Source organism: Mesorhizobium sp. ES1-3, assembly GCF_020164795.1.
Lineage (GTDB): Bacteria > Pseudomonadota > Alphaproteobacteria > Rhizobiales > Rhizobiaceae > Mesorhizobium.
The window spans coordinates 105,255-123,635 of the sequence record NZ_JAIUGW010000009.1; the positions used below are offsets into that span (position 1 = coordinate 105,255).

An 18,381-nucleotide genomic window follows, 5' to 3' on the forward strand; every position below is an offset into this window, starting at 1 on the left:
CGCGGCCACCTTCTCCCCACAAGGGGAGAAGGAAGAGCGCCCGACCTTCTCCCGTTGTAGATCGGCGCGCAGCGCCGAGACGGATGAGGGGTGCGTGGCGGAGTGAGGCGGTGCCTCAAAAGGGATTGTGATGGACCAGAAGATCGAGACCACCCCCTACGACGTCGAGGCGATCCGCCGTGACTTCCCGATCCTGTCGCGCGAAGTCTATGGCAAGCCGCTCGTCTATCTCGACAACGGCGCCTCGGCGCAGAAGCCGCGGGTGGTGCTCGATACCATCCAGCACGCCTATTCCCAGGAATACGCCAACGTCCATCGTGGCCTGCATTTCCTCTCCAATGCCGCTACCGATGCCTATGAGAAGGCGCGAGAAACGGTGCGCCGTTTCCTCAACGCGCCAAGCACCGACAACATCGTCTTCACCTCGAACACGACCTCAGCGATCAACACCGTCGCCTATGGCTATGGCATGCCCAATATCGGCGAGGGCGACGAGATCGTGCTGTCGATCATGGAGCACCATTCCAACATCGTTCCCTGGCATTTCATCCGCGAACGCCAGGGCGCCAAGCTGGTCTGGGTGCCGGTCGACGACCTCGGCGTCTTCCACATCGAGGAATTCGAAAAGCGCCTGACCGATCGCACCAAGCTCGTCGCCATCACGCAGATGTCGAATGCGCTGGGCACGGTGACGCCGATCAAGGAAATCGTCCGGATCGCGCATTCGCGTGGCATCCCGGTGCTCGTCGACGGCAGCCAGAGCGCCGTGCACATGCCCATCGACGTGCAGGACCTCGATTGCGATTTCTTCGTCTTCACCGGCCACAAGGTCTACGGCCCCTCGGGCATCGGCGTGCTCTACGGCAAGAAGGATAGTCTCGCCGGTATGCGGCCTTTCATGGGCGGCGGCGAGATGATCGAGGAGGTGACGGAAGACATCGTCACCTACAACGAGCCGCCGCACCGCTTCGAGGCCGGCACGCCGCCGATCGTCCAGGCGATCGGACTGGGTGCCGCGCTCGACTACATGGACTCTGTCGGGCGTGAGCGCATCGCGGCACACGAGGAAGACCTCAAGAATTATGCCCATGAGCGCCTGCGCGCCATCAATTCGCTGCGCATCTTCGGCGATGCGCCTGGCAAGGGCGCCATCATCTCCTTCGAACTGCAAGGCATTCATGCCCATGACGTATCGATGGTGATAGACAGGCAAGGCGTGGCTGTCCGTGCCGGCACCCATTGCGCCCAGCCGCTGTTGAAACGCTTTGGCGTAACCTCCACATGCAGGGCATCGTTCGGCATGTATAATACCAGGGCCGAAGTCGACGCTTTGGCAGAGGCGCTTGAAAAAGCGCGCAAGTTTTTCGGGTGACGACCATGGATGATGTGAGCACCACCACCGAAGCTACGCCGGAAACCGCCGGCAACAGCGTCGTTTCCGCCTCGGCCATCCCCGCAGATGAACTGGCGCGGCTGACCGATGACATCGTCTCGGCGCTGAAGACGGTCTACGACCCGGAAATCCCGGCCGATATCTACGAACTCGGCCTCGTCTACAAGATCGACGTCGAGGACGACCGTTCGGTCAAGATCGACATGACGCTGACCGCGCCCGGCTGCCCGGTGGCCGGCGAAATGCCAGGCTGGGTCGAGAACGCCGTCGGCGCGGTCGAAGGCGTGTCCGGGGTCGAGGTCAACATGACCTTCGATCCGCCCTGGACGCCCGACCGCATGTCGGAAGAGGCGCAGGTCGCGGTGGGCTGGTACTAGCGCCGAGCCTGGTACACTTGCGCCAGTGGTAAAACTTCACCATTTTAGGTGAGGAATCATTCGGCAGGCCTTGAACCTGCAGGGAATGGAGAAGGAAAAAACATGGGACGCTTTGCCGTCATCACGATGACCGAAAAGGCCGCCGACCGGGTGCGCGAGATCGTCGCCACGCGCGACAACGCGCATGGCATTCGCCTTGGCATCAAGAAGGGCGGCTGCGCCGGCATGGAATACACGGTCGATCTGGTGACCGAACCCAACACCAAGGACGACCATATCGAGCGCGATGGCGCCCATGTCTATGTTGCGCCCGAGGCCGCCCTTTTCCTGTTCGGCACCGAAATGGATTTCGAACAGACAACGCTGCGCACCGGCTTTGCCTTCCATAACCCGAACCAGAGTTCGGCCTGTGGCTGCGGTGAATCGGTCGAATTGAAGCCAGCCGATCTGAAAGCACTGGCCGAGGCGCGCGCTTCGGCCTAGCCTTCCTTCGCCCCGTTTACGGGGAGAAGGTGGCCCGAAGGGCCGGATGAGGGGCAGCGCCTGCCTCTCAGAATTTGGCGCCGCTCTCTCCCATCTATCTGCCGCTAATCCACCCACATGCCTGTCCGCTTGTGCCAGTCGGCGATCGATTCCTCAGGATAGACGTCGAACACCTTGTCCTTCGGCCCGACATCGGGCTCGACCCAGTTCGCCTTGTATTTCAGCATCAGATGCACCTTTTCGGGCGGCTTCGGCAGGTCGCTGTCGATCGCCGAGGCGAAGGGATGCACCAGTTCTGGCCAGGTCGGGTCGTAGAGCCACAGCGCTGACCCGCATTTGCGGCAAAAATTGCGCTCGCCGGTCGAGACCTCGCAGTGGGGATGCTCGTCGTCCTCGATCTCGGCGCGATAGACGCCAAGGCTCCTCTTGCCCCTGATGTTCAGCGTCTTGTAGTCGGCACCGAGATTGATGGCGAAGCCGCCGCCGCCCTGCTGCTTGCGGCAGATCGAGCAGTAGCACAGCATGAACGGCACCGGCGTGTGGCTTTCCACTTCGAAACGCACGGCGTTGCAGCGACAGGACCCCTTGAGCAGCACAGGCATGGCAAAACTCCGACAGGATAGCCTCAACCTGTCACCATGAATTTTGGTTGCGGCGATGACAAGGCCAAATGCCGGTGACATGATCGCGGCATGGACAATGAACGCATCGCCGAACTGTTTGAGGGCCTCGGTCCGGTCAGCATCCGAAAGCTGTTCGGCGGCAAGGGCATCTATTTCGACGGCGTCATCGTCGCCATCGTGCTGCGCGGCGAATTGCTGCTGAAAGCCGACGAGCAAGGCGCACCGGATTTCGAAGCCGCGGGCTGCCGGCAGTGGACCTATACCGGCACGCGCCACGGCAAGCTGGTGGCGATGCCCTACTGGAGCATTCCCGACAGCGCTTTCGACGATCCGGACGAAATGACGGTGTGGGCACGCCGCGCCTATGAGGCGGGGCGGCGCGCCGGGAGGTAGATTCCCGTAAGCGCGAGGCAGCCCCCTCATCCGGCCGCTTCGCGGCCACCTTCTCCCCGAGGGGAGAAGAGGTCGACATCGGCGCTAGCCAGCTCCTCTCCCTTCGGGGAGAGGTCGGATTGCCCCGAATTGCTCTTTTGCAATTCGGTCTTGGCAATCCGGGTGAGGGGGACCTTCGTCGCGAGAAACTACAGCGCCTTCGCTATCCGCGCTGCCAGCCTTGCATTGTTCTCGACCAGCGCGATGTTTGTCTTCAGGCTGCGGCCGCCGGTGAGTTCGAGGATTTTTCCCAGCAGGAACGGCGTCACCGCCTTGCCGGTGACGTTGAGGGCTTCGGCCGCCTTCTGCGCGGCTTCGATGTAGCTGGCCATTTCTTCAGCGGGGATTTCATGGTTTTCCGGCACCGGATTGGCGACCAGCAAGCCGCCGCTGAGCCCCAGAGCCAGGCGCGTCTGGTAGAAATGCGCGATGTCTTCCGGCTTGTGCAGGGTCAATGGCGCCCGGAACGGCGACTGCCGCGACCAGAAGGCCGGCATCGTCTCGCAGCCATGGCCGACCACTGGGACACCGCGCGTTTCCAGCACCTCCAGCGTCTTTTCGATGTCGAGGATCGCCTTGGCGCCGGCCGAGACGACGATGACCGGCGTGCGCGCCAGTTCATCGAGGTCGGCCGAGATGTCGAAACTCTTTTCCGCGCCCTTGTGCACGCCGCCGATGCCACCGGTGGCGAACACCTTTATCCCGACCATGTCAGCCGCGATCATCGTGGCAGCGACCGTGGTGCCGCCCGTGCGTCCCTGCGCGACGGCGAAGCCGAGATCGGCACGCGACAGCTTCATGGCGTCACCCGTCATCGCCAGCGATTCGCGCTCGCCGTCGGAGAGGCCGATCTTGATGCGGCCGCCAATCACGGCGATCGTCGCCGGCACCGCGCCGCCGTCACTGATGATCTTTTCGACATTGGCGGCCATGGCGCCATTGTCGGGATAGGGCATGCCATGGGTGATGATGGTGCTTTCGAGCGCCACCACCGCACGCCCGGCCGCCAGGGCCTGCGCCACCGGTGCGTGGATATCGATGAAAGGGCGGGCGGTTTCTGGCGTCATCTCTGATCTCCAATCCGGAGTGCGGCGCATCCCCTGCGCTCTATGAATTTGCCGGTCTCATGCCACTTCCCTGGCATCCGGCACAAGGGCCAGCGCCTCCGCGAAGCTCGCCGCGGTGAATTCGGGCACGGCGTTGGCGCTTTCGATGGCCAACGTTGCCGCCGCGACGCCTTCGCGCAGGGCCTGGCGCAACGGCAGGCCGCGCAGCAGTGCCGCGACCGTCGCGCCCGCCAGCGCGTCGCCGGCGCCGGTGACATCGGCGACCTTTCTGGGAGCAGGCGGCACGATCGAAAAGGCGCCTGTCTCATCGAAACCCAGCACGGGGCCACTGCCTGCCGTGATCACGCCGCTGGCAAGGCCGCTGCATCGCAAGCCGTCGATCATTTCCCGCTCGGCGGCACTTGCATTGACGTCGGCCAGTACAACGGCCTCCCGTCGGTTCATGAAGAGCTGAGCCAGCCCGCCGAGCACCGGTATCAGCCGCGTCACCTTGGCCGGCGAAATCGCGATGGCGAAAACCGGTTTGCCGGCGGCGAGCGACAGCAACCCCTCCAGCGCGGCCGACGGCAGGTTGGCGTCGCACAGGATGGCATCGGCGGCGGCCACTTCCTGGCGTATCTTGGAACGCCGGATCTGCTTGGGAAAGGCCAGGTCGTACAATGCCATATCGGCAAAGCCGACGATCAATTCGCCTTCGCGATCGATCAGTGCCGTATAGCTCGGCGTGGTACGGTCGAGGAACACCGCCGACAAATCGACGATGCCTGCCTCGGCGATGGCCCGTGAAACCGTATCGGCTGACGCGTCGCCGCCGCGCACCGAGAGCAGCGATGCGGAGAGGCCGCGCCGCACCATGCTGCGCAACGCATTGAAGACGCCACCGCCGACATCCTCGCGCATCGTGCCGGGATTGGAGGCGGCCGGCACATAGGGGCCGGATACCTGGCCACGCCGGTCGATATGGGCGCCGCCCACGGCCAGTATCTCTAGGGATTCCACCATGGCGGCGATATGACCTTTGTTGTTGCAGACGCACAAGCGCTACAATGCGCGACAGAGCTTCGCATGCAGGACGGCGATTCGGCCGGGCGATAGGATCGAGCCGTCTGGCCCAATGCGGAGCTTGTTCCTGCCGGGCGGAGCCCTCTCCTGCCCGGGGTTGCGAGACAAAAAAAGAACAAATTGGGATATCGCTTGTTTTTCAGTTGGTTGTCACCCCTTGCCAAATGAGAACAAAAAAGGTACAAAATGGCAGGGATTACGGATTGTCCGGCCTTCATTGACGACCAAGGGGTGATGTATCATGGCTCAGAATTCTTTGCGGCTGGTAGAGGATAAGGCAGTGGACAAATCAAAGGCTCTGGATGCGGCGCTGTCGCAAATCGAGCGGGCTTTCGGCAAGGGCTCGATCATGCGGCTCGGCGCCAACGAGCAGGTCGTCGAGATCGAAACGGTGCCGACCGGCTCGCTCGGCCTCGACATCGCGCTCGGCGTCGGCGGCCTGCCGCGCGGCCGCATCATCGAAATCTACGGGCCGGAAAGCTCGGGCAAGACGACGCTGGCCCTGCACACCGTGGCCGAAGCCCAGAAGAAGGGCGGCATCTGCGCCTTCGTCGACGCCGAGCACGCGCTCGATCCGGTCTACGCTCGCAAGCTCGGCGTCGATCTTGAAAACCTGCTGATCTCGCAGCCCGACACCGGCGAGCAGGCGCTGGAGATTTGCGACACGCTGGTCCGTTCCGGCGCCATCGACGTGCTGGTGGTCGATTCGGTGGCGGCGCTGACGCCGCGTGCCGAAATCGAGGGCGAGATGGGCGATTCGCTGCCCGGCCTGCAGGCCCGCCTGATGAGCCAGGCGCTGCGCAAGCTGACCGCCTCGATCTCGCGCTCCAACACCATGGTCATCTTCATCAACCAGATCCGCATGAAGATCGGCGTCATGTTCGGTTCGCCTGAGACGACGACCGGCGGCAACGCGCTGAAATTCTACGCCTCGGTGCGCCTCGACATCCGCCGCATCGGCTCGGTCAAGGATCGCGACGAGGTGGTCGGCAACCAGACCCGCGTCAAGGTGGTCAAGAACAAGCTGGCGCCGCCCTTCAAGGTGGTCGAGTTCGACATCATGTATGGCGAGGGTGTCTCCAAGACCGGCGAACTGGTCGATCTCGGCGTCAAGGCCGGCGTGGTCGAGAAGTCGGGCGCCTGGTTCTCCTACAATTCGCAGCGTCTCGGCCAGGGCCGCGAAAACGCCAAACTGTTCCTGCGCGACAATCCCGACACCGCGCGCGAGATCGAACTGGCGCTCAGGCAGAATGCCGGGTTGATCGCCGAAAAATTCCTTGAAAATGGTGGCTCTGAAGGCAATGGCGACGACGGTTTCGAGGACGAAGCCGGCGCGATGTAGGGTAACGGCCAGAGTTTGGCCATAAAACCAGCCTAACATCTGATGCTTAAGTAACAGAGTTCTGTAGTATCGCGTTCCAAACCGCCGGCCTTCGCGCCGGCGGTTTTCGTTTGCGCGTCCGCGCAAATGCCGGTGCAAGGCGCGAATTGGCCCAATTCCGTGTTTCTGGACAGGGTCAAGAGCTACGGCTAAAAGGCCAACTCCATCTTCTAGAAAACACAGAGCCATCTCCCGCCGGTCCGGCCGGCGGCTCTCTCGAAAAGGCAGTATCCATGAGTGGCGTGAACGAGATCCGGTCGACCTTTCTCGACTATTTCCGCAAGGAGGGCCACGAGGTCGTGGCCTCGAGCCCGCTCGTGCCACGCAATGATCCGACATTGATGTTCACCAATGCCGGCATGGTGCAGTTCAAGAATGTCTTCACCGGTTTGGAGAAGCGGCCCTATTCGCGTGCCACCACCGCCCAGAAAAGCGTTCGCGCCGGCGGCAAGCACAACGACCTCGACAATGTCGGCTATACCGCGCGCCACCTGACCTTCTTTGAGATGCTCGGCAATTTCTCCTTCGGCGATTATTTCAAGGAGCGCGCCATCGAACTTGCCTGGAACCTCATCACCAGGGAATTCGGGCTGAAGAAGGACAAGCTGCTGGTCACCGTCTACCACACGGACGATGAGGCGGCCGGCTTCTGGAAGAAGATCGCTGGTTTCTCCGACGATCGCATCATCCGCATCCCGACCTCGGATAATTTCTGGGCGATGGGCGACACCGGACCCTGCGGCCCATGCTCGGAGATATTCATCGACCGTGGCGAGCACATCTGGGGCGGCCCTCCCGGCAGTCCGGAGGAGGATGGCGACCGGTTCCTCGAATTCTGGAACCTGGTGTTCATGCAGTATGAGCAGGTGACGAAGGAGGAGCGGGTCGACCTGCCACGCCCGTCGATCGACACCGGCATGGGACTGGAGCGCATGGCCTCCATCCTGCAAGGGGTGGAGAGCGTCTTCGAGACCGACCTGTTCCGTCATTTGATCGATGTGGCGTCCTCCGCGCTTGGGCGCGCGCCCGATGCGGAAACGGTTGCGTCCTACCGCGTCATTGCCGATCATCTGCGCTCGTCCTCCTTCCTGGTCGCCGACGGCGTGCTGCCGTCGAATGAAGGCCGCGGCTATGTGCTGCGCCGTATCATGCGCCGCGCCATGCGCCATGCGCAGTTGCTCGGCGCCCGAGATCCATTGATGTGGAAGCTGGTACCGGCGCTGGTGCGCGAGATGGGCCAGGCCTATCCGGAACTGGTGCGTGGCGAAACGATGATCACCGAGACCTTGAAACTCGAGGAGACACGGTTCCGCAAGACGCTGGTGCGTGGCCTCGGGCTGCTCTCCGAGGCGACGGAGAAGCTCGGCGCCGGCGACATGCTGGATGGCGAGACGGCATTCAAGCTCTACGACACCTATGGCTTCCCGCTCGACCTGACACAGGACGCCCTGCGGCAGCGCAGCATTTCGGTCGATCTCGCCGGCTTCACCAATGCGATGGAGCAGCAGAAGGCGGAAGCGCGTAAGCACTGGGCCGGATCCGGCGAGGCGGCCACCGAGACGGTTTGGTTCTCCGTGCGTGAAAAGACCGGCGCCACCGAATTCCTCGGCTACGAAACCGAGCAGGCTGAGGGCCTCATCCAGGCGCTGATCAAGGACGGCAAGACCGTCGACAGCGCCGCCAAGGGCGATGCGGTCGCCGTGGTCGTCAACCAGACGCCGTTCTATGGCGAATCCGGCGGCCAGATGGGCGACACCGGCGTTATCTCGGGTGAGGGGTTCTCGGTCGAGATCTCCGATACACAAAAGAAGGCCGATGGTCTGTTCGTGCATCTGGGCAAGGTGATCGCGGGCACGGTCAAGACGGGTGCCGCGGTCGAACTGAAGGTCGATCATGCCAGGCGCTCCAGGCTACGCGCCAACCATTCCGCGACGCATCTGATCCACGAGGCGCTGCGCGAGGTGCTGGGCACCCATGTCGCGCAAAAAGGCTCGCTGGTCGCACCCGAGCGCCTGCGCTTCGATATTTCGCACAACAAGCCGATTTCGGCCGAGGAGCTCGATGAGGTCGAGCGCATGGCCAACGAGATCGTTGTCCAGAACAGCCCGGTCACCACGCGCCTGATGTCGGTCGACGACGCCATTGCCGAGGGCGCGATGGCGCTGTTCGGAGAGAAATATGGCGATGAAGTGCGCGTTGTCTCGATGGGCACGGGCCTGCATGGCGCCAAGGCCAATCGGCCCTATTCGGTCGAACTGTGTGGCGGCACGCATGTCAGGGCGACCGGCGATATCGGCCTCGTGCGCATCGTCTCGGACGGTGCGGTCGCCGCAGGCGTGCGCCGTATCGAGGCGCTGACAGGCGAAGCCGCGCGAAAACATCTCGACGAACAGGACAGGCGGCTGAAGGCGGCCGCCGCCACGCTGAAGATCTCGCCGGCAGATGTGCCAGCGCGCGTCGAAGCGCTGCTCGAAGAACGCAAGAAGCTCGAGAAGGACCTGACCGAAGCGCGCAAGAAGCTGGCGCTGGGCGGCGGGTCGCCTGCCGATGCGCCAGCCGCCAACGAGATCGTCGCTGGCGTCGGCTTCCTCGGCAAGGCGGTTTCCGGCGTATCACCAAAAGATCTGAAGCCGCTTGCCGACGCCGGCAAGACTTCGCTTGGCTCTGGCGTCGTCGTCTTCGTTGGCGCTGGCGAGGACAACAAGGCGAGCGTCGTGGTCGCCGTCACCGATGATCTCGTCAGCCGCTTCAGCGCCGTCGACCTGGTACGCGTGGCCTCCGCCGCATTGGGCGGGCAGGGCGGCGGCGGCCGCCCCGACATGGCCCAGGCCGGTGGCCCGGATGCGTCAAAAGCCAATGATGCGATCGCCGCGGTAAGGGCGGCGCTGGAGGCAGCCTGAAAGTCACAGCATGAAAGTGCTTGTCCTTGGTGGCTATGGTCTGATCGGCGAAGCCGTCGTCGGACATCTGCTTGGTGAAGGCCATCATGTGACCGCCCTCGGTCGCGATATCAGGGATGCCGGGCGGCGCTGGCCGGCGGTGCGATGGGTTGCAGCCGACATGTCGCGGCTGCTTGCTCCCGAGGACTGGATGCCGATCGTCGCCGGCATGGACGCGGTCGTCAATGCGGCGGGCGCCTTGCAGGACGGCCCGCGCGACCGGCTCGACGCCATACACCGGGGCTCGGTGGTGGCGCTGGTCGTGGCCTGCGAACAGGCTGGCGTGCGCCGCTTAGCGCAGATTTCCGCCATTGGCGCCGATCCCGCCTCTTCCGATGTTTTCTTCAGGACTAAAGCGCAAGGCGACGAAGCTGTCGCCGGTTCTTCGCTGGAGTGGGCTATTCTGCGCCCGGGCCTGGTGATCGCGCCGGCCGCCTATGGCGGGACCGCGCTTTTGCGCGCCCTGGCCGCCTTTCCCGGTTTTATCCCGGCCGTCATGTCGCGCCAGCCTATCCAGTCCGTGGCGGTTTCCGACGTTACCGAAGCCGTCTCGCGAGCGGTTTCCGGATCTCTTCCGCCCAGCTCTGCCCTCGATCTCGTCGAAACAGATGCGCGATCGCTCGCCGATGTTATCTGCGCCTTTCGTGCCTGGCTTGGCCTGCCGCAGGCCAGGGTCGTCCCGATGCCGGCCATTGTCGGCCGGCTTGCCGCGGCTGTTGCCGATGGCCTTGGCTTGCTTGGCTGGCGGTCGCCTTTGCGCAGTGCAGCCCTGGCGGCTTTGGCGCGCGGCGTGACTGGCAACGCCCAACCCTGGAACGAGGTGAGCGGCCATCCGCTGCAGCCGCTCGAGGCGACGCTGTCCGCCATGCCCGCGCGAGTCCAGGAGCGGTGGTTTGCGCGCCTGTGGCTGCTGAAACCGGTCGTGTTTGCTGTCCTGTCGATGTTCTGGTTGGCCTCTGGCGTTATCGGCTTGGCGCGGCAGGATGCGGCGGCCGGCATTCTTGTCTCGCATGGCCTGCCGCCCACGCTGGCGCTCGGAATTGTTCTTGCCGGCGGTGTCGCGGACATCGTTGTCGGAGCCGCGGTTCTCTTGAGATCCCTCGCGCGCCACGCGCTGACGGGCATGATTGCAATCACCTTGATTTATCTTGCTGGAGCCACCGTATTTGCTCCCGACCTGTGGCTCGATCCGCTGGGAGCAATGGTCAAGACAGTGCCCGCGCTTTGCCTCGTCCTGGTGGCTCTGGCGATCTTGGAAGAACGATGAACCTCTGGGTCGATACCCTGCGCTGGCTGCATGTCATCGGCGCCACCGTCCTCTTCGGCACGGGCGCCGGCATCGCTTTCTTCATGCTGATGGCGCAACGCACTGGTCGCGCCGACCTCGTCGCCCATGTCGCGGGCACGGTCGTCCTCGCCGACGCTATATTCACCGCCATGGCCGTCGTGGTGCAGCCGATAACGGGCTTGTTGCTGGCGCAGGCCATCGGTTGGCCGCTGTCTGAAGGCTGGATCGTGCTGTCGCTGCTGCTCTATGTCGTGACCGGTCTGTTCTGGCTGCCGGTGGTCTGGATTCAGATCCGGATCCGAAACCTCGCGCGGCAGGCCGCCACCGAAAACGCATCGTTGCCGGCAGCGGAAAAGCGCTTGTTCCGCATCTGGTTTATCTGCGGCTTTCCAGCTTTCGCTGCGGTGCTTGCCATCCTCTGGCTGATGGTCACCCGACCCGAGATAGGGCTTTAGCCCGTTACCGCATAATGACTGCTCAATCGGTCTTTTGGGTCGTCTCAATGGCCTTGCGGGCGGCGATGCGGTTCCACCATGCCTGGATTTCGGCGAACGAGGAAAGCAGCTTCTGCCCCTCGCTGACCTTGACAAAATAACCGACGATCGCCGCCGCATGCAGGTCGGCCAAGGTCAGCTGATTGCCAAGCAGCCATGCCCCTTGTGCCTTCAGCGACGTCAGCACCTTGAGCACTGTTTCGGCTTGCCGCAGGCCAGAGGCGATCAAGCTCTCATCGGGCTCCGCCTTCTCTAGCCGCTCGACCGCGACGTCCCAGACCATCGACCGGTATCCATAAGCATCGAGCATGCCGATGATCTGGTTCATCCGCGCACGGCTGCGCGGGTCCGTCGGCTGCAGCGCCGGACCGTCGAACGCCTCGTCGACATAGCGCGCGATCGCGCTAGTCTCGAACAGGCGAAAGCCGTCATGCTCGAAAGCCGGGATGCGGCCGAACGGGTGGTGTTCGAGGTACCAAGCGGGAATGCCCTCGGAGGCGAAGATGTCGAGCGGCACCAGCTCGTAGTCGATGCCTTTTTCCTCCAGCGCCATCCGCGCGATGCGCACATACACACTGTAATCCGCGCCGTAGAGGATTGGCTTGGTCATGCTGTCGGCCCTTCGCTTTCGCCGGCCCTAAAATGCGAAGGCTCCTTTCGGAGCCTTCGCATTTGGAACTACGGGTACTTACGCCATCGCCTTCTGCAGATTCTCGTCGATCTTGTCGAGGAAGCCGGTGGTCGAGAGCCAGGGCTGGTCGGGGCCGATCAAGAGCGACAGGTCCTTGGTCATGAAGCCGCTCTCGACGGTCTGGATGCAGACCCTTTCCAGAGTCTCGGCGAAGCGCTTCAGTTCCGCGTTGTCGTCGAGCTTGGCGCGGTGCGCTAGGCCACGCGTCCAGGCGAAGATCGAGGCGATCGAATTGGTCGAGGTTTCCTCGCCCTTCTGATGCTGGCGATAGTGGCGGGTGACGGTGCCGTGCGCGGCTTCGGCTTCGACGGTATTGCCATCCGGCGTCATCAGCACCGAGGTCATCAGGCCGAGCGACCCAAAACCCTGCGCAACCGTGTCGGACTGCACGTCGCCGTCATAGTTCTTGCAGGCCCAGACATAGCCGCCGGACCATTTCAGGCTCGACGCCACCATGTCGTCGATCAGGCGGTGTTCGTACCACAGCTTCTTCGACTTGAACTCGGACTCGAATTCCGCCTCGTAGACCTCCTGGAAAATATCCTTGAAGCGGCCGTCATAGGCCTTGAGGATGGTATTCTTGGTCGACAGGTAGACCGGATAGTTGCGCAGCAGGCCGTAGTTCAGCGACGCCCGGGCGAATTCGCGGATCGACTCGTCGAGATTGTACATGGCCATGGCGACACCGGCGCCGGGCGCGTCGTATACGTCATGCTCGATCACCTGGCCGTCCTCGCCGACGAACTTGATTGTCAGCTTGCCCTTGCCGGGGAAGCGGAAATCGGTGGCGCGGTACTGGTCGCCGAAAGCGTGACGGCCGACGATAATCGGCTTGGTCCAGCCGGGCACCAGGCGCGGCACGTTCTTCATGATGATCGGCTCGCGGAAGATGGTGCCGCCCAAAATGTTGCGGATGGTGCCGTTGGGCGATTTCCACATCTTCTTCAGCTTGAATTCCTCGACGCGCTGCTCGTCGGGGGTGATGGTCGCGCATTTCACGCCGACGCCGTATTTCTTGATGGCGTTGGCCGAATCGATGGTCACCTGGTCGTTGGTGGCGTCACGATGCTCGATGCCGAGGTCGTAATATTCGAGCTTGAGGTCGAGATAAGGGTGGATCAGCTTGTCCTTGATGAACTGCCAGATGATGCGGGTCATCTCGTCGCCGTCGAGTTCGACGACCGGGTTCGCCACCTTGATCTTCGCCATGGAAAGAATGCCTCGTTGCTGGGAATGGGACGACCTTGCCCGTGTGGCGTCGGCCGGGGGATGCCGCCCCTATATCAAAGCGCTTTTGGCCACGCAAACGGCGATCTGTCACGAATGTGAGGCATGGCCGCCTTCATTTGCGAATGCTTCATTTTCACGGCCGAATATGGCAGGGGACGCTGAAATGCCGCAAACAGCAGTTCATTGACAGTCATGCCTATCACCAAAGACCCCGCTAACACCGCAGCCGCCGGCCCGGCGATCATTCTGGTCGAGCCGCAGCTCGGCGAAAACATCGGCATGGTCGCCCGCGCCATGGCCAATTTCGGACTGTCGGAGTTGCGCCTGGTCAACCCGCGCGACGGCTGGCCGAGCGAGAAGGCGCGCGCCGCCGCCAGCCGTGCCGACCATGTCATCGATGCCGTCACCGTTTACGAGGATCTGGCCTCGGCGCTCGCCGACCTGAACTTCGTCTTCGCCACCACCGCCAGGCAGCGCGACGGCTTCAAATCCGTGCGCGGCCCGGTGGAAGCGGGCAGGATGCTGCGTGCCCGTCACGGAATGGGGCAACGCACCGGTATCCTGTTCGGTCGTGAGCGCTTCGGTCTCTACAATGACGAGGTTGGCCTTGCCGACGAGATCGTCACTTTCCCGGTCGATCCCGATTTCTCCTCGCTCAACATCGCCCAGGCGGCCTTGCTGATGTCCTATGAGTGGATGAAGTCGGGCCTGGAGGACGAGACCAGAACCAATTTTTCGGGGCCGGAGATGAAGCCGGCAAGCAAGGAAGAATTGCACGGCCTGTTCGCCTATCTGGAAGGCGCGTTGGAAGCGCGCGGCTATTTCCGGCCGGCGCCGAAGAAGCCGAAAATGGTCGACAATCTGCGCGCCGTGCTGACGCGCGCCGGCTTCGCCGAACCGGAGCTCAAGGTGTTGCGCGGCATCATCTCGTCGCTCGACCGGTTTTCACCCGCGATGCCGCGCGGCGATGGGTCACCGGGCGATGACCCGCGGCGTTTGCCCGCGGCCGCCGCGCGCGCGCGCAAGGCGGAGGCTGCTGGCCGGGTGCCGGACGCCAACGGCGACGATGCGGACACGCCGCCGCTCGGCGGCAAGGGAACCGACAATGACTGAGCAGCCGATCCTGATGTTCGATTCCGGCGTCGGCGGGCTCACCGTGTTGCGCGAGGCGCGTGTCCTGATGCCAGACCGTCGATTCATCTATGTCGCCGACGACGCCGCTTTTCCTTTTGGCGCCTGGGAAGAGCCGGCGCTGCGCATCCATATACTGGAGCTGTTCGCCAGACTGCTCGACCGGTTCAAGCCGGCCATTTCGGTGATTGCCTGCAACACCGCCTCGACGCTGGTGATCGACGCTTTGCGCGAAAGATTTCCCGGCCATCCCTTTGTCGGCACGGTACCTGCGGTCAAGCCGGCGGCCGAGCGCACGCGCTCGGGCCTGGTCTCGGTGCTGGCGACGCCGGGCACGGTGAAGCGCCAGTACACGCGCGACTTGATCAGCAAATGGGCACAGAAATGCCATGTCCGCCTGGTCGGCAGCGACAGGCTGGCGGGCCTGTCCGAAGCCTACATGCGCGAGGGCTTCGTCGACGAGGAGGCCGTGCGCGCCGAAATCGCGCCATGCTTCATCGAGCGTGACGGCATGCGCACCGATATCGTCGTGCTGGCCTGCACGCACTATCCCTTTCTGGTCAATCGCATGCGCAAGACCGCGCCGTGGCCGGTCGACTGGATCGATCCGGCCGAGGCGATCGCACGGCGAGCCCTTTCGCTGCTGCCGCCCATCGATGGGGCGCTGCCGCAAGGCGTGCCCGATATCGCGGTCTTCACCTCGGGCAAGGCGGATTTCGCCGTCAGCCGCCTCATGCAGGGATTTGGGCTGACCGTGCACTTGGAAAGTGGCGGAGGTGCCCGCCACTCAAACCGGTTCGAAAACGATCCTGCGTTGATCAGGATCGGCCAGGACCAGCCTTAGCGTCAGACCGTCGCCCTGTCTGGGGCCGGAGGCCTTCACGGTGGCGACCACAGGCATGTCGGCAAGTTGAACGCGCACGCCATGGTCGACGAAGTCGGTGACAACGGCTTTGAATGTCTCACCCTCGCGGCCTTCCAGCATTATCGCCTCCGCAAGGTCGATGGCTGCGTGGTTGATCTGCGAAGCGCGGCTATCGGCACGTCCCATCGCCTTCGGCAATCGGGCGAACGCGTCGGTTACTGCCTGGGGCACGGGCTGGCCGTTGGCGATAGCCAGCGCGCAGCGCACGACATAGCGATCGGCAAGTCGCCTGAGCGGCGCGGTTGCATGGGCATAGGTCGCGGCCATGGCCTCGTGCCAGGGGACAACGCCGTCCTGATAGGGTTGATAAGACGCGCCGGGGCTTGAATGGCGGATTTCCAGCATCAGCGCCGCCTGTCGCGGATCGGTCGGGTCGAGGGTTCGCTGATAGTCTCGCAACCCGGTGGAGGCCGGCCAGGACAGTCCGAGGGCTTGTGCCGCGTTGCGCAGTCTTTGAACCTTGAAGGCATCCGGCCCCGACATCACCCGAAACAAGCCGGTGTGATGCGCCAGCATGGCATCGGCAATCGCCATGTTGGCGGCCAGCGAAAGTGCTGCGTTGTCCTGCTCGGATTGCAGCAGCGGTCTGAACGAAAGCCGGTATGCGCCATCGGCAAGCCTCTCCACCTCCTGCTCGGGTGGATCGACGCGGGAAGCCCCACGGCGCTGTTCGTTCATTGCCATGCGCAGCGCCATTTCGGCGAAGCCGGCCGGAACGTCGGAAGCCTTCACGCTGTCATAGGCGAGCTTGGCGCGGCTTTGAATGATTGCCCGCTCCGCGCCGTCCAACTTCGTCGCGCCGTCCTGCGCAACCCGAACCGTGAAGATAACAGCTGGACGGGGTCCGTCCGGCAACAGGCTTGCCGCGCCCTCGGCAATCACCGGCGGGTAGAGCCCGGCCTTGCCGTCCGGCATGTAGAGTGTCTCGCCCCGCGTCCAGGCCTCGAGATCCACCGTGTCGCCGTCCTCGACGAACCAGGCCACGTCGGCAATGGCATAATGCAGCAGAAGATCACCGCCGCTCGCCTCGATGGAGAACGCTTGATCAAGGTCGGTGGAGGCAGCCGGATCGAGCGTGACGAAGGGCATCGCCCTTCGATCGGCATGCTGGTCGGGCACACGTTTGGCCGCCGCCTCGGCCGCGGCCACTACATCAGCCGGAAATCCATCCGGCACGTGTAATTCGGTGCGGATTTTCGCCAGGCCAGTGGAGAGAGCCTGTGAGGGATCTGTCAGGGATTTCATTGAGCCGTCCTACACTGGGGTTCCGGACACGGGAAGGCTGCCAACGAAAATCGCCTGGCCGGCCACCGGCTGGCGCCGGGTGGACCGGAACGAGCCACAGGCGCTGGAACCGCCGCCGAAACGCGGCGTTTCTCTTGACAGCAAAGGAGAACCCGCCATGCCAGCCACCTCGAAAGCCCAGCAGAAGGCCGCCGGCGCCGCACTCTCCGCCAAACGCGGCGAGACCAAGAAAAGCGAACTCAAAGGCGCTTCCAAGGGCATGTATGAATCGATGAGCGAAAAGCAGCTCGAGGAATTCGCCGAGACGAAGCGTAAGGGATTACCGGCGAAAAAATCCTAGGATCGAGCGCTTCGAGCCAGACTACCTTGGAATGAAAAAAGGCCAGCGACGGTTCGCTGGCCTTGGGATTGTCGCGTTGAAATGCCTACCAGCGGCAGCGCCGTACTCTCTCGACGATCACCCTGCGATGACCATGCCGCCACACCACTCGCTTTTTGACGATGACGCGGCAGACCTGTCTATGGCCATGCCAATGGCGCGCCATCGCCGGCTCCGGGGCCACCGCCATCGATCCTGCAAGCACCGCGGCGCCTGCCAGGGTAAGGAAGAACTTCTTCATGCAATTGGGCTCCTCTAGCTCCAGTCCCTCTTGGTGCCGCTGGCGCAAACCTCCCGCCACATCCGGCATCGCATCAACGCCTAAACGCTATACGGTTGCGCCGGCCCGCGCCACTCACAAGCTTGACACCGGTTAAATCTCGGTTTAACCAGCCGCCAACGCCGGGCAGCGATGTCCGGTGTTTGTTTTGTATACGCAAGGTCTGTCACGACAGTCGTTTCCGATCTTGTTTGAACTGACGTGTCCCGTGGGTTTTCCGCCGCGTTGCGTGGGAAAACCCTGTCAGGTCTCGAAAACGGAGGCCAGAGGAGGGCGCGTTTCCTTCACCCGGACCATGAGGTGCCGGGTGTGTTGTTTTGAAAAGGGAATGCGATGAGCAAGCGCGAATCCGCGAAATACAAGATCGACCGCCGTCTCGGCGAAAATATCTGGGGCCGCCCGAAGTCCCCGGTCAACAAGCGTGAATACGGCCCCGGCCAGCATGGCCAGCGCCGCAAGGGCAAGCTTTCCGACTTCGGCCTGCAGCTGCGCGCCAAGCAGAAGCTGAAGGGTCACTATGGCGACGTTTCGGAAAAGCAGTTCCGCAAGGTCTATGAAGAGGCCGACCGCCGCAAGGGCGACACCTCGGAGAACCTGATCGGCCTGCTCGAATCGCGTCTCGACGCGGTCGTCTACCGCGCCAAGTTCGTGCCGACCATCTTCGCCGCCCGCCAGTTCGTCAACCACGGCCACGTCAACGTCAACGGCAAGCGCGTCAACATCGGCTCGTACCGCTGCAAGCCGGGCGATGTCGTCGAAGTGCGCGAAAAGTCGAAGCAGCTGGTCATCGTCCTCGAGTCGGTCGGCCTCGCCGAGCGCGACGTGCCGGACTACATCGATGCCGATCACAACAAGATGGTCGCGACCTTCTCCCGCATCCCGGGCCTCGCCGACGTTCCGTTCGCCGTGCAGATGGAACCGAACCTGGTCGTCGAATTCTATTCGCGCTAAGCGAACGCTT

19 protein-coding genes are annotated in these 18,381 nt (G+C 63.2%); 12 read left to right on the top strand and 7 right to left on the bottom strand.

All coding sequences use genetic code 11. The annotated features are described in order from the left end of the window. Positions 1 to 130 precede the first annotated feature (130 nt). From LB536_RS14865 to sufA, 3 genes are all read left to right on the top strand, one after another. Positions 131 to 1,372: a cysteine desulfurase gene (locus tag LB536_RS14865; RefSeq protein ID WP_224593743.1), complete on the top strand. Its 1,242-nt coding sequence runs from the start codon at positions 131 to 133 to the stop codon at positions 1,370 to 1,372. Positions 1,373 to 1,377: 5 nt separating this feature from the next. Next, positions 1,378 to 1,770 carry an SUF system Fe-S cluster assembly protein gene (locus LB536_RS14870; protein WP_027143659.1) on the top strand — a complete coding sequence of 131 codons (393 nt, stop codon included), beginning with the start codon at positions 1,378 to 1,380 and terminating at the stop codon, positions 1,768 to 1,770. Positions 1,771 to 1,872: 102 nt separating this feature from the next. Further along, positions 1,873 to 2,253, top strand: coding sequence for a Fe-S cluster assembly scaffold SufA (gene sufA, locus LB536_RS14875; protein ID WP_224593746.1), 381 nt, complete (start codon positions 1,873 to 1,875; stop codon positions 2,251 to 2,253). A 104-nt stretch (positions 2,254 to 2,357) separates the two neighbouring features. Here the strand turns inward: sufA and LB536_RS14880 are convergent, their stop codons facing one another. Then, the gene (locus LB536_RS14880; protein ID WP_224593749.1) at positions 2,358 to 2,855 is read right to left on the bottom strand and encodes a GFA family protein; all 498 of its coding nucleotides are present in this window, start codon (positions 2,853 to 2,855) and stop codon (positions 2,358 to 2,360) included. Positions 2,856 to 2,945: 90 nt separating this feature from the next. Between LB536_RS14880 and LB536_RS14885 the strand changes: the two genes are divergently transcribed. Beyond that, complete coding sequence (locus LB536_RS14885) at positions 2,946 to 3,269, top strand: TfoX/Sxy family protein (protein WP_224593752.1); 324 nt, start codon at positions 2,946 to 2,948, stop codon at positions 3,267 to 3,269. A 188-nt stretch (positions 3,270 to 3,457) separates the two neighbouring features. On the opposite strand, the gene LB536_RS14890 is transcribed toward LB536_RS14885, so the two are convergent. Beyond that, positions 3,458 to 4,375: a pseudouridine-5'-phosphate glycosidase gene (locus LB536_RS14890; RefSeq protein WP_224593754.1), complete on the bottom strand. Its 918-nt coding sequence runs from the start codon at positions 4,373 to 4,375 to the stop codon at positions 3,458 to 3,460. A gap of 57 nt (positions 4,376 to 4,432) precedes the next feature. Continuing rightward, positions 4,433 to 5,377 (bottom strand): carbohydrate kinase family protein, encoded by a 945-nt coding sequence (locus LB536_RS14895; RefSeq protein ID WP_224593756.1) that lies wholly within the window; start codon positions 5,375 to 5,377, stop codon positions 4,433 to 4,435. 301 nt (positions 5,378 to 5,678) lie between these two features. Between LB536_RS14895 and recA the strand changes: the two genes are divergently transcribed. The 4 genes from recA to LB536_RS14915 all read left to right on the top strand — a co-directional run bounded on the left by recA (position 5,679) and on the right by LB536_RS14915 (position 11,500). Next, positions 5,679 to 6,779: a recombinase RecA gene (recA, locus tag LB536_RS14900; RefSeq protein ID WP_013895892.1), complete on the top strand. Its 1,101-nt coding sequence runs from the start codon at positions 5,679 to 5,681 to the stop codon at positions 6,777 to 6,779. Between the two features lie 272 nt (positions 6,780 to 7,051). Beyond that, positions 7,052 to 9,718 (top strand): alanine--tRNA ligase, encoded by a 2,667-nt coding sequence (gene alaS / locus LB536_RS14905; protein ID WP_224593758.1) that lies wholly within the window; start codon positions 7,052 to 7,054, stop codon positions 9,716 to 9,718. 10 nt (positions 9,719 to 9,728) lie between these two features. Continuing rightward, positions 9,729 to 11,024, top strand: coding sequence for an SDR family oxidoreductase (locus LB536_RS14910; protein WP_224593761.1), 1,296 nt, complete (start codon positions 9,729 to 9,731; stop codon positions 11,022 to 11,024). Beyond that, positions 11,021 to 11,500 (top strand): DUF2269 family protein, encoded by a 480-nt coding sequence (locus tag LB536_RS14915; protein WP_224593764.1) that lies wholly within the window; start codon positions 11,021 to 11,023, stop codon positions 11,498 to 11,500. The genes LB536_RS14910 and LB536_RS14915 overlap by 4 nt, the downstream gene beginning before the upstream one ends. 22 nt (positions 11,501 to 11,522) lie before the next feature. On the opposite strand, the gene LB536_RS14920 is transcribed toward LB536_RS14915, so the two are convergent. Continuing rightward, positions 11,523 to 12,149, bottom strand: coding sequence for a glutathione S-transferase family protein (locus tag LB536_RS14920; RefSeq protein ID WP_224593767.1), 627 nt, complete (start codon positions 12,147 to 12,149; stop codon positions 11,523 to 11,525). A 78-nt stretch (positions 12,150 to 12,227) separates the two neighbouring features. Beyond that, positions 12,228 to 13,439, bottom strand: coding sequence for an NADP-dependent isocitrate dehydrogenase (locus tag LB536_RS14925; protein WP_140812898.1), 1,212 nt, complete (start codon positions 13,437 to 13,439; stop codon positions 12,228 to 12,230). Positions 13,440 to 13,652: 213 nt separating this feature from the next. On the opposite strand from LB536_RS14925, the gene LB536_RS14930 reads away from it, so the two are divergent. Further along, positions 13,653 to 14,573 carry an RNA methyltransferase gene (locus tag LB536_RS14930; protein ID WP_224593770.1) on the top strand — a complete coding sequence of 307 codons (921 nt, stop codon included), beginning with the start codon at positions 13,653 to 13,655 and terminating at the stop codon, positions 14,571 to 14,573. Beyond that, positions 14,566 to 15,435 carry a glutamate racemase gene (murI, locus tag LB536_RS14935; protein WP_224593772.1) on the top strand — a complete coding sequence of 290 codons (870 nt, stop codon included), beginning with the start codon at positions 14,566 to 14,568 and terminating at the stop codon, positions 15,433 to 15,435. The genes LB536_RS14930 and murI overlap by 8 nt, the downstream gene beginning before the upstream one ends. Here the strand turns inward: murI and LB536_RS14940 are convergent. After that, positions 15,379 to 16,761: an RNB domain-containing ribonuclease gene (locus LB536_RS14940; protein WP_224593774.1), complete on the bottom strand. Its 1,383-nt coding sequence runs from the start codon at positions 16,759 to 16,761 to the stop codon at positions 15,379 to 15,381. The two genes, murI and LB536_RS14940, sit on opposite strands and share 57 nt — an antisense overlap. Before the next feature lie 157 nt (positions 16,762 to 16,918). On the opposite strand from LB536_RS14940, the gene LB536_RS14945 reads away from it, so the two are divergent. Then, a complete protein-coding gene (locus tag LB536_RS14945; protein WP_140755192.1) occupies positions 16,919 to 17,101 on the top strand; it encodes a DUF3008 family protein in 183 nt (60 codons plus the stop codon). An 85-nt stretch (positions 17,102 to 17,186) separates the two neighbouring features. Here the strand turns inward: LB536_RS14945 and LB536_RS14950 are convergent, their stop codons facing one another. Further along, positions 17,187 to 17,381: a hypothetical protein gene (locus LB536_RS14950; protein ID WP_140755190.1), complete on the bottom strand. Its 195-nt coding sequence runs from the start codon at positions 17,379 to 17,381 to the stop codon at positions 17,187 to 17,189. Positions 17,382 to 17,753: 372 nt separating this feature from the next. On the opposite strand from LB536_RS14950, the gene rpsD reads away from it, so the two are divergent. Then, positions 17,754 to 18,371, top strand: coding sequence for a 30S ribosomal protein S4 (gene rpsD, locus LB536_RS14955; RefSeq protein WP_140755188.1), 618 nt, complete (start codon positions 17,754 to 17,756; stop codon positions 18,369 to 18,371). Positions 18,372 to 18,381 lie beyond the last annotated feature (10 nt).

Excerpts from the sequence above, each read along its gene's own strand:
- LB536_RS14865 (WP_224593743.1), top strand. The coding sequence starts at position 131 with ATGGACCAGAAGATCGAGACCACCCCCTACGACGTCGAGGCGATCCGC.
- LB536_RS14870 (WP_027143659.1), top strand. The coding sequence starts at position 1,378 with ATGGATGATGTGAGCACCACCACCGAAGCTACGCCGGAAACCGCCGGC.
- sufA (WP_224593746.1), top strand. The coding sequence starts at position 1,873 with ATGGGACGCTTTGCCGTCATCACGATGACCGAAAAGGCCGCCGACCGG.
- LB536_RS14880 (WP_224593749.1), bottom strand. The coding sequence starts at position 2,855 with ATGCCTGTGCTGCTCAAGGGGTCCTGTCGCTGCAACGCCGTGCGTTTC.
- LB536_RS14885 (WP_224593752.1), top strand. The coding sequence starts at position 2,946 with ATGGACAATGAACGCATCGCCGAACTGTTTGAGGGCCTCGGTCCGGTC.
- LB536_RS14890 (WP_224593754.1), bottom strand. The coding sequence starts at position 4,375 with ATGACGCCAGAAACCGCCCGCCCTTTCATCGATATCCACGCACCGGTG.
- LB536_RS14895 (WP_224593756.1), bottom strand. The coding sequence starts at position 5,377 with ATGGTGGAATCCCTAGAGATACTGGCCGTGGGCGGCGCCCATATCGAC.
- recA (WP_013895892.1), top strand. The coding sequence starts at position 5,679 with ATGGCTCAGAATTCTTTGCGGCTGGTAGAGGATAAGGCAGTGGACAAA.
- alaS (WP_224593758.1), top strand. The coding sequence starts at position 7,052 with ATGAGTGGCGTGAACGAGATCCGGTCGACCTTTCTCGACTATTTCCGC.
- LB536_RS14910 (WP_224593761.1), top strand. The coding sequence starts at position 9,729 with ATGAAAGTGCTTGTCCTTGGTGGCTATGGTCTGATCGGCGAAGCCGTC.
- LB536_RS14915 (WP_224593764.1), top strand. The coding sequence starts at position 11,021 with ATGAACCTCTGGGTCGATACCCTGCGCTGGCTGCATGTCATCGGCGCC.
- LB536_RS14920 (WP_224593767.1), bottom strand. The coding sequence starts at position 12,149 with ATGACCAAGCCAATCCTCTACGGCGCGGATTACAGTGTGTATGTGCGC.
- LB536_RS14925 (WP_140812898.1), bottom strand. The coding sequence starts at position 13,439 with ATGGCGAAGATCAAGGTGGCGAACCCGGTCGTCGAACTCGACGGCGAC.
- LB536_RS14930 (WP_224593770.1), top strand. The coding sequence starts at position 13,653 with ATGCCTATCACCAAAGACCCCGCTAACACCGCAGCCGCCGGCCCGGCG.
- murI (WP_224593772.1), top strand. The coding sequence starts at position 14,566 with ATGACTGAGCAGCCGATCCTGATGTTCGATTCCGGCGTCGGCGGGCTC.
- LB536_RS14940 (WP_224593774.1), bottom strand. The coding sequence starts at position 16,761 with ATGAAATCCCTGACAGATCCCTCACAGGCTCTCTCCACTGGCCTGGCG.
- LB536_RS14945 (WP_140755192.1), top strand. The coding sequence starts at position 16,919 with ATGCCAGCCACCTCGAAAGCCCAGCAGAAGGCCGCCGGCGCCGCACTC.
- LB536_RS14950 (WP_140755190.1), bottom strand. The coding sequence starts at position 17,381 with ATGAAGAAGTTCTTCCTTACCCTGGCAGGCGCCGCGGTGCTTGCAGGA.
- rpsD (WP_140755188.1), top strand. The coding sequence starts at position 17,754 with ATGAGCAAGCGCGAATCCGCGAAATACAAGATCGACCGCCGTCTCGGC.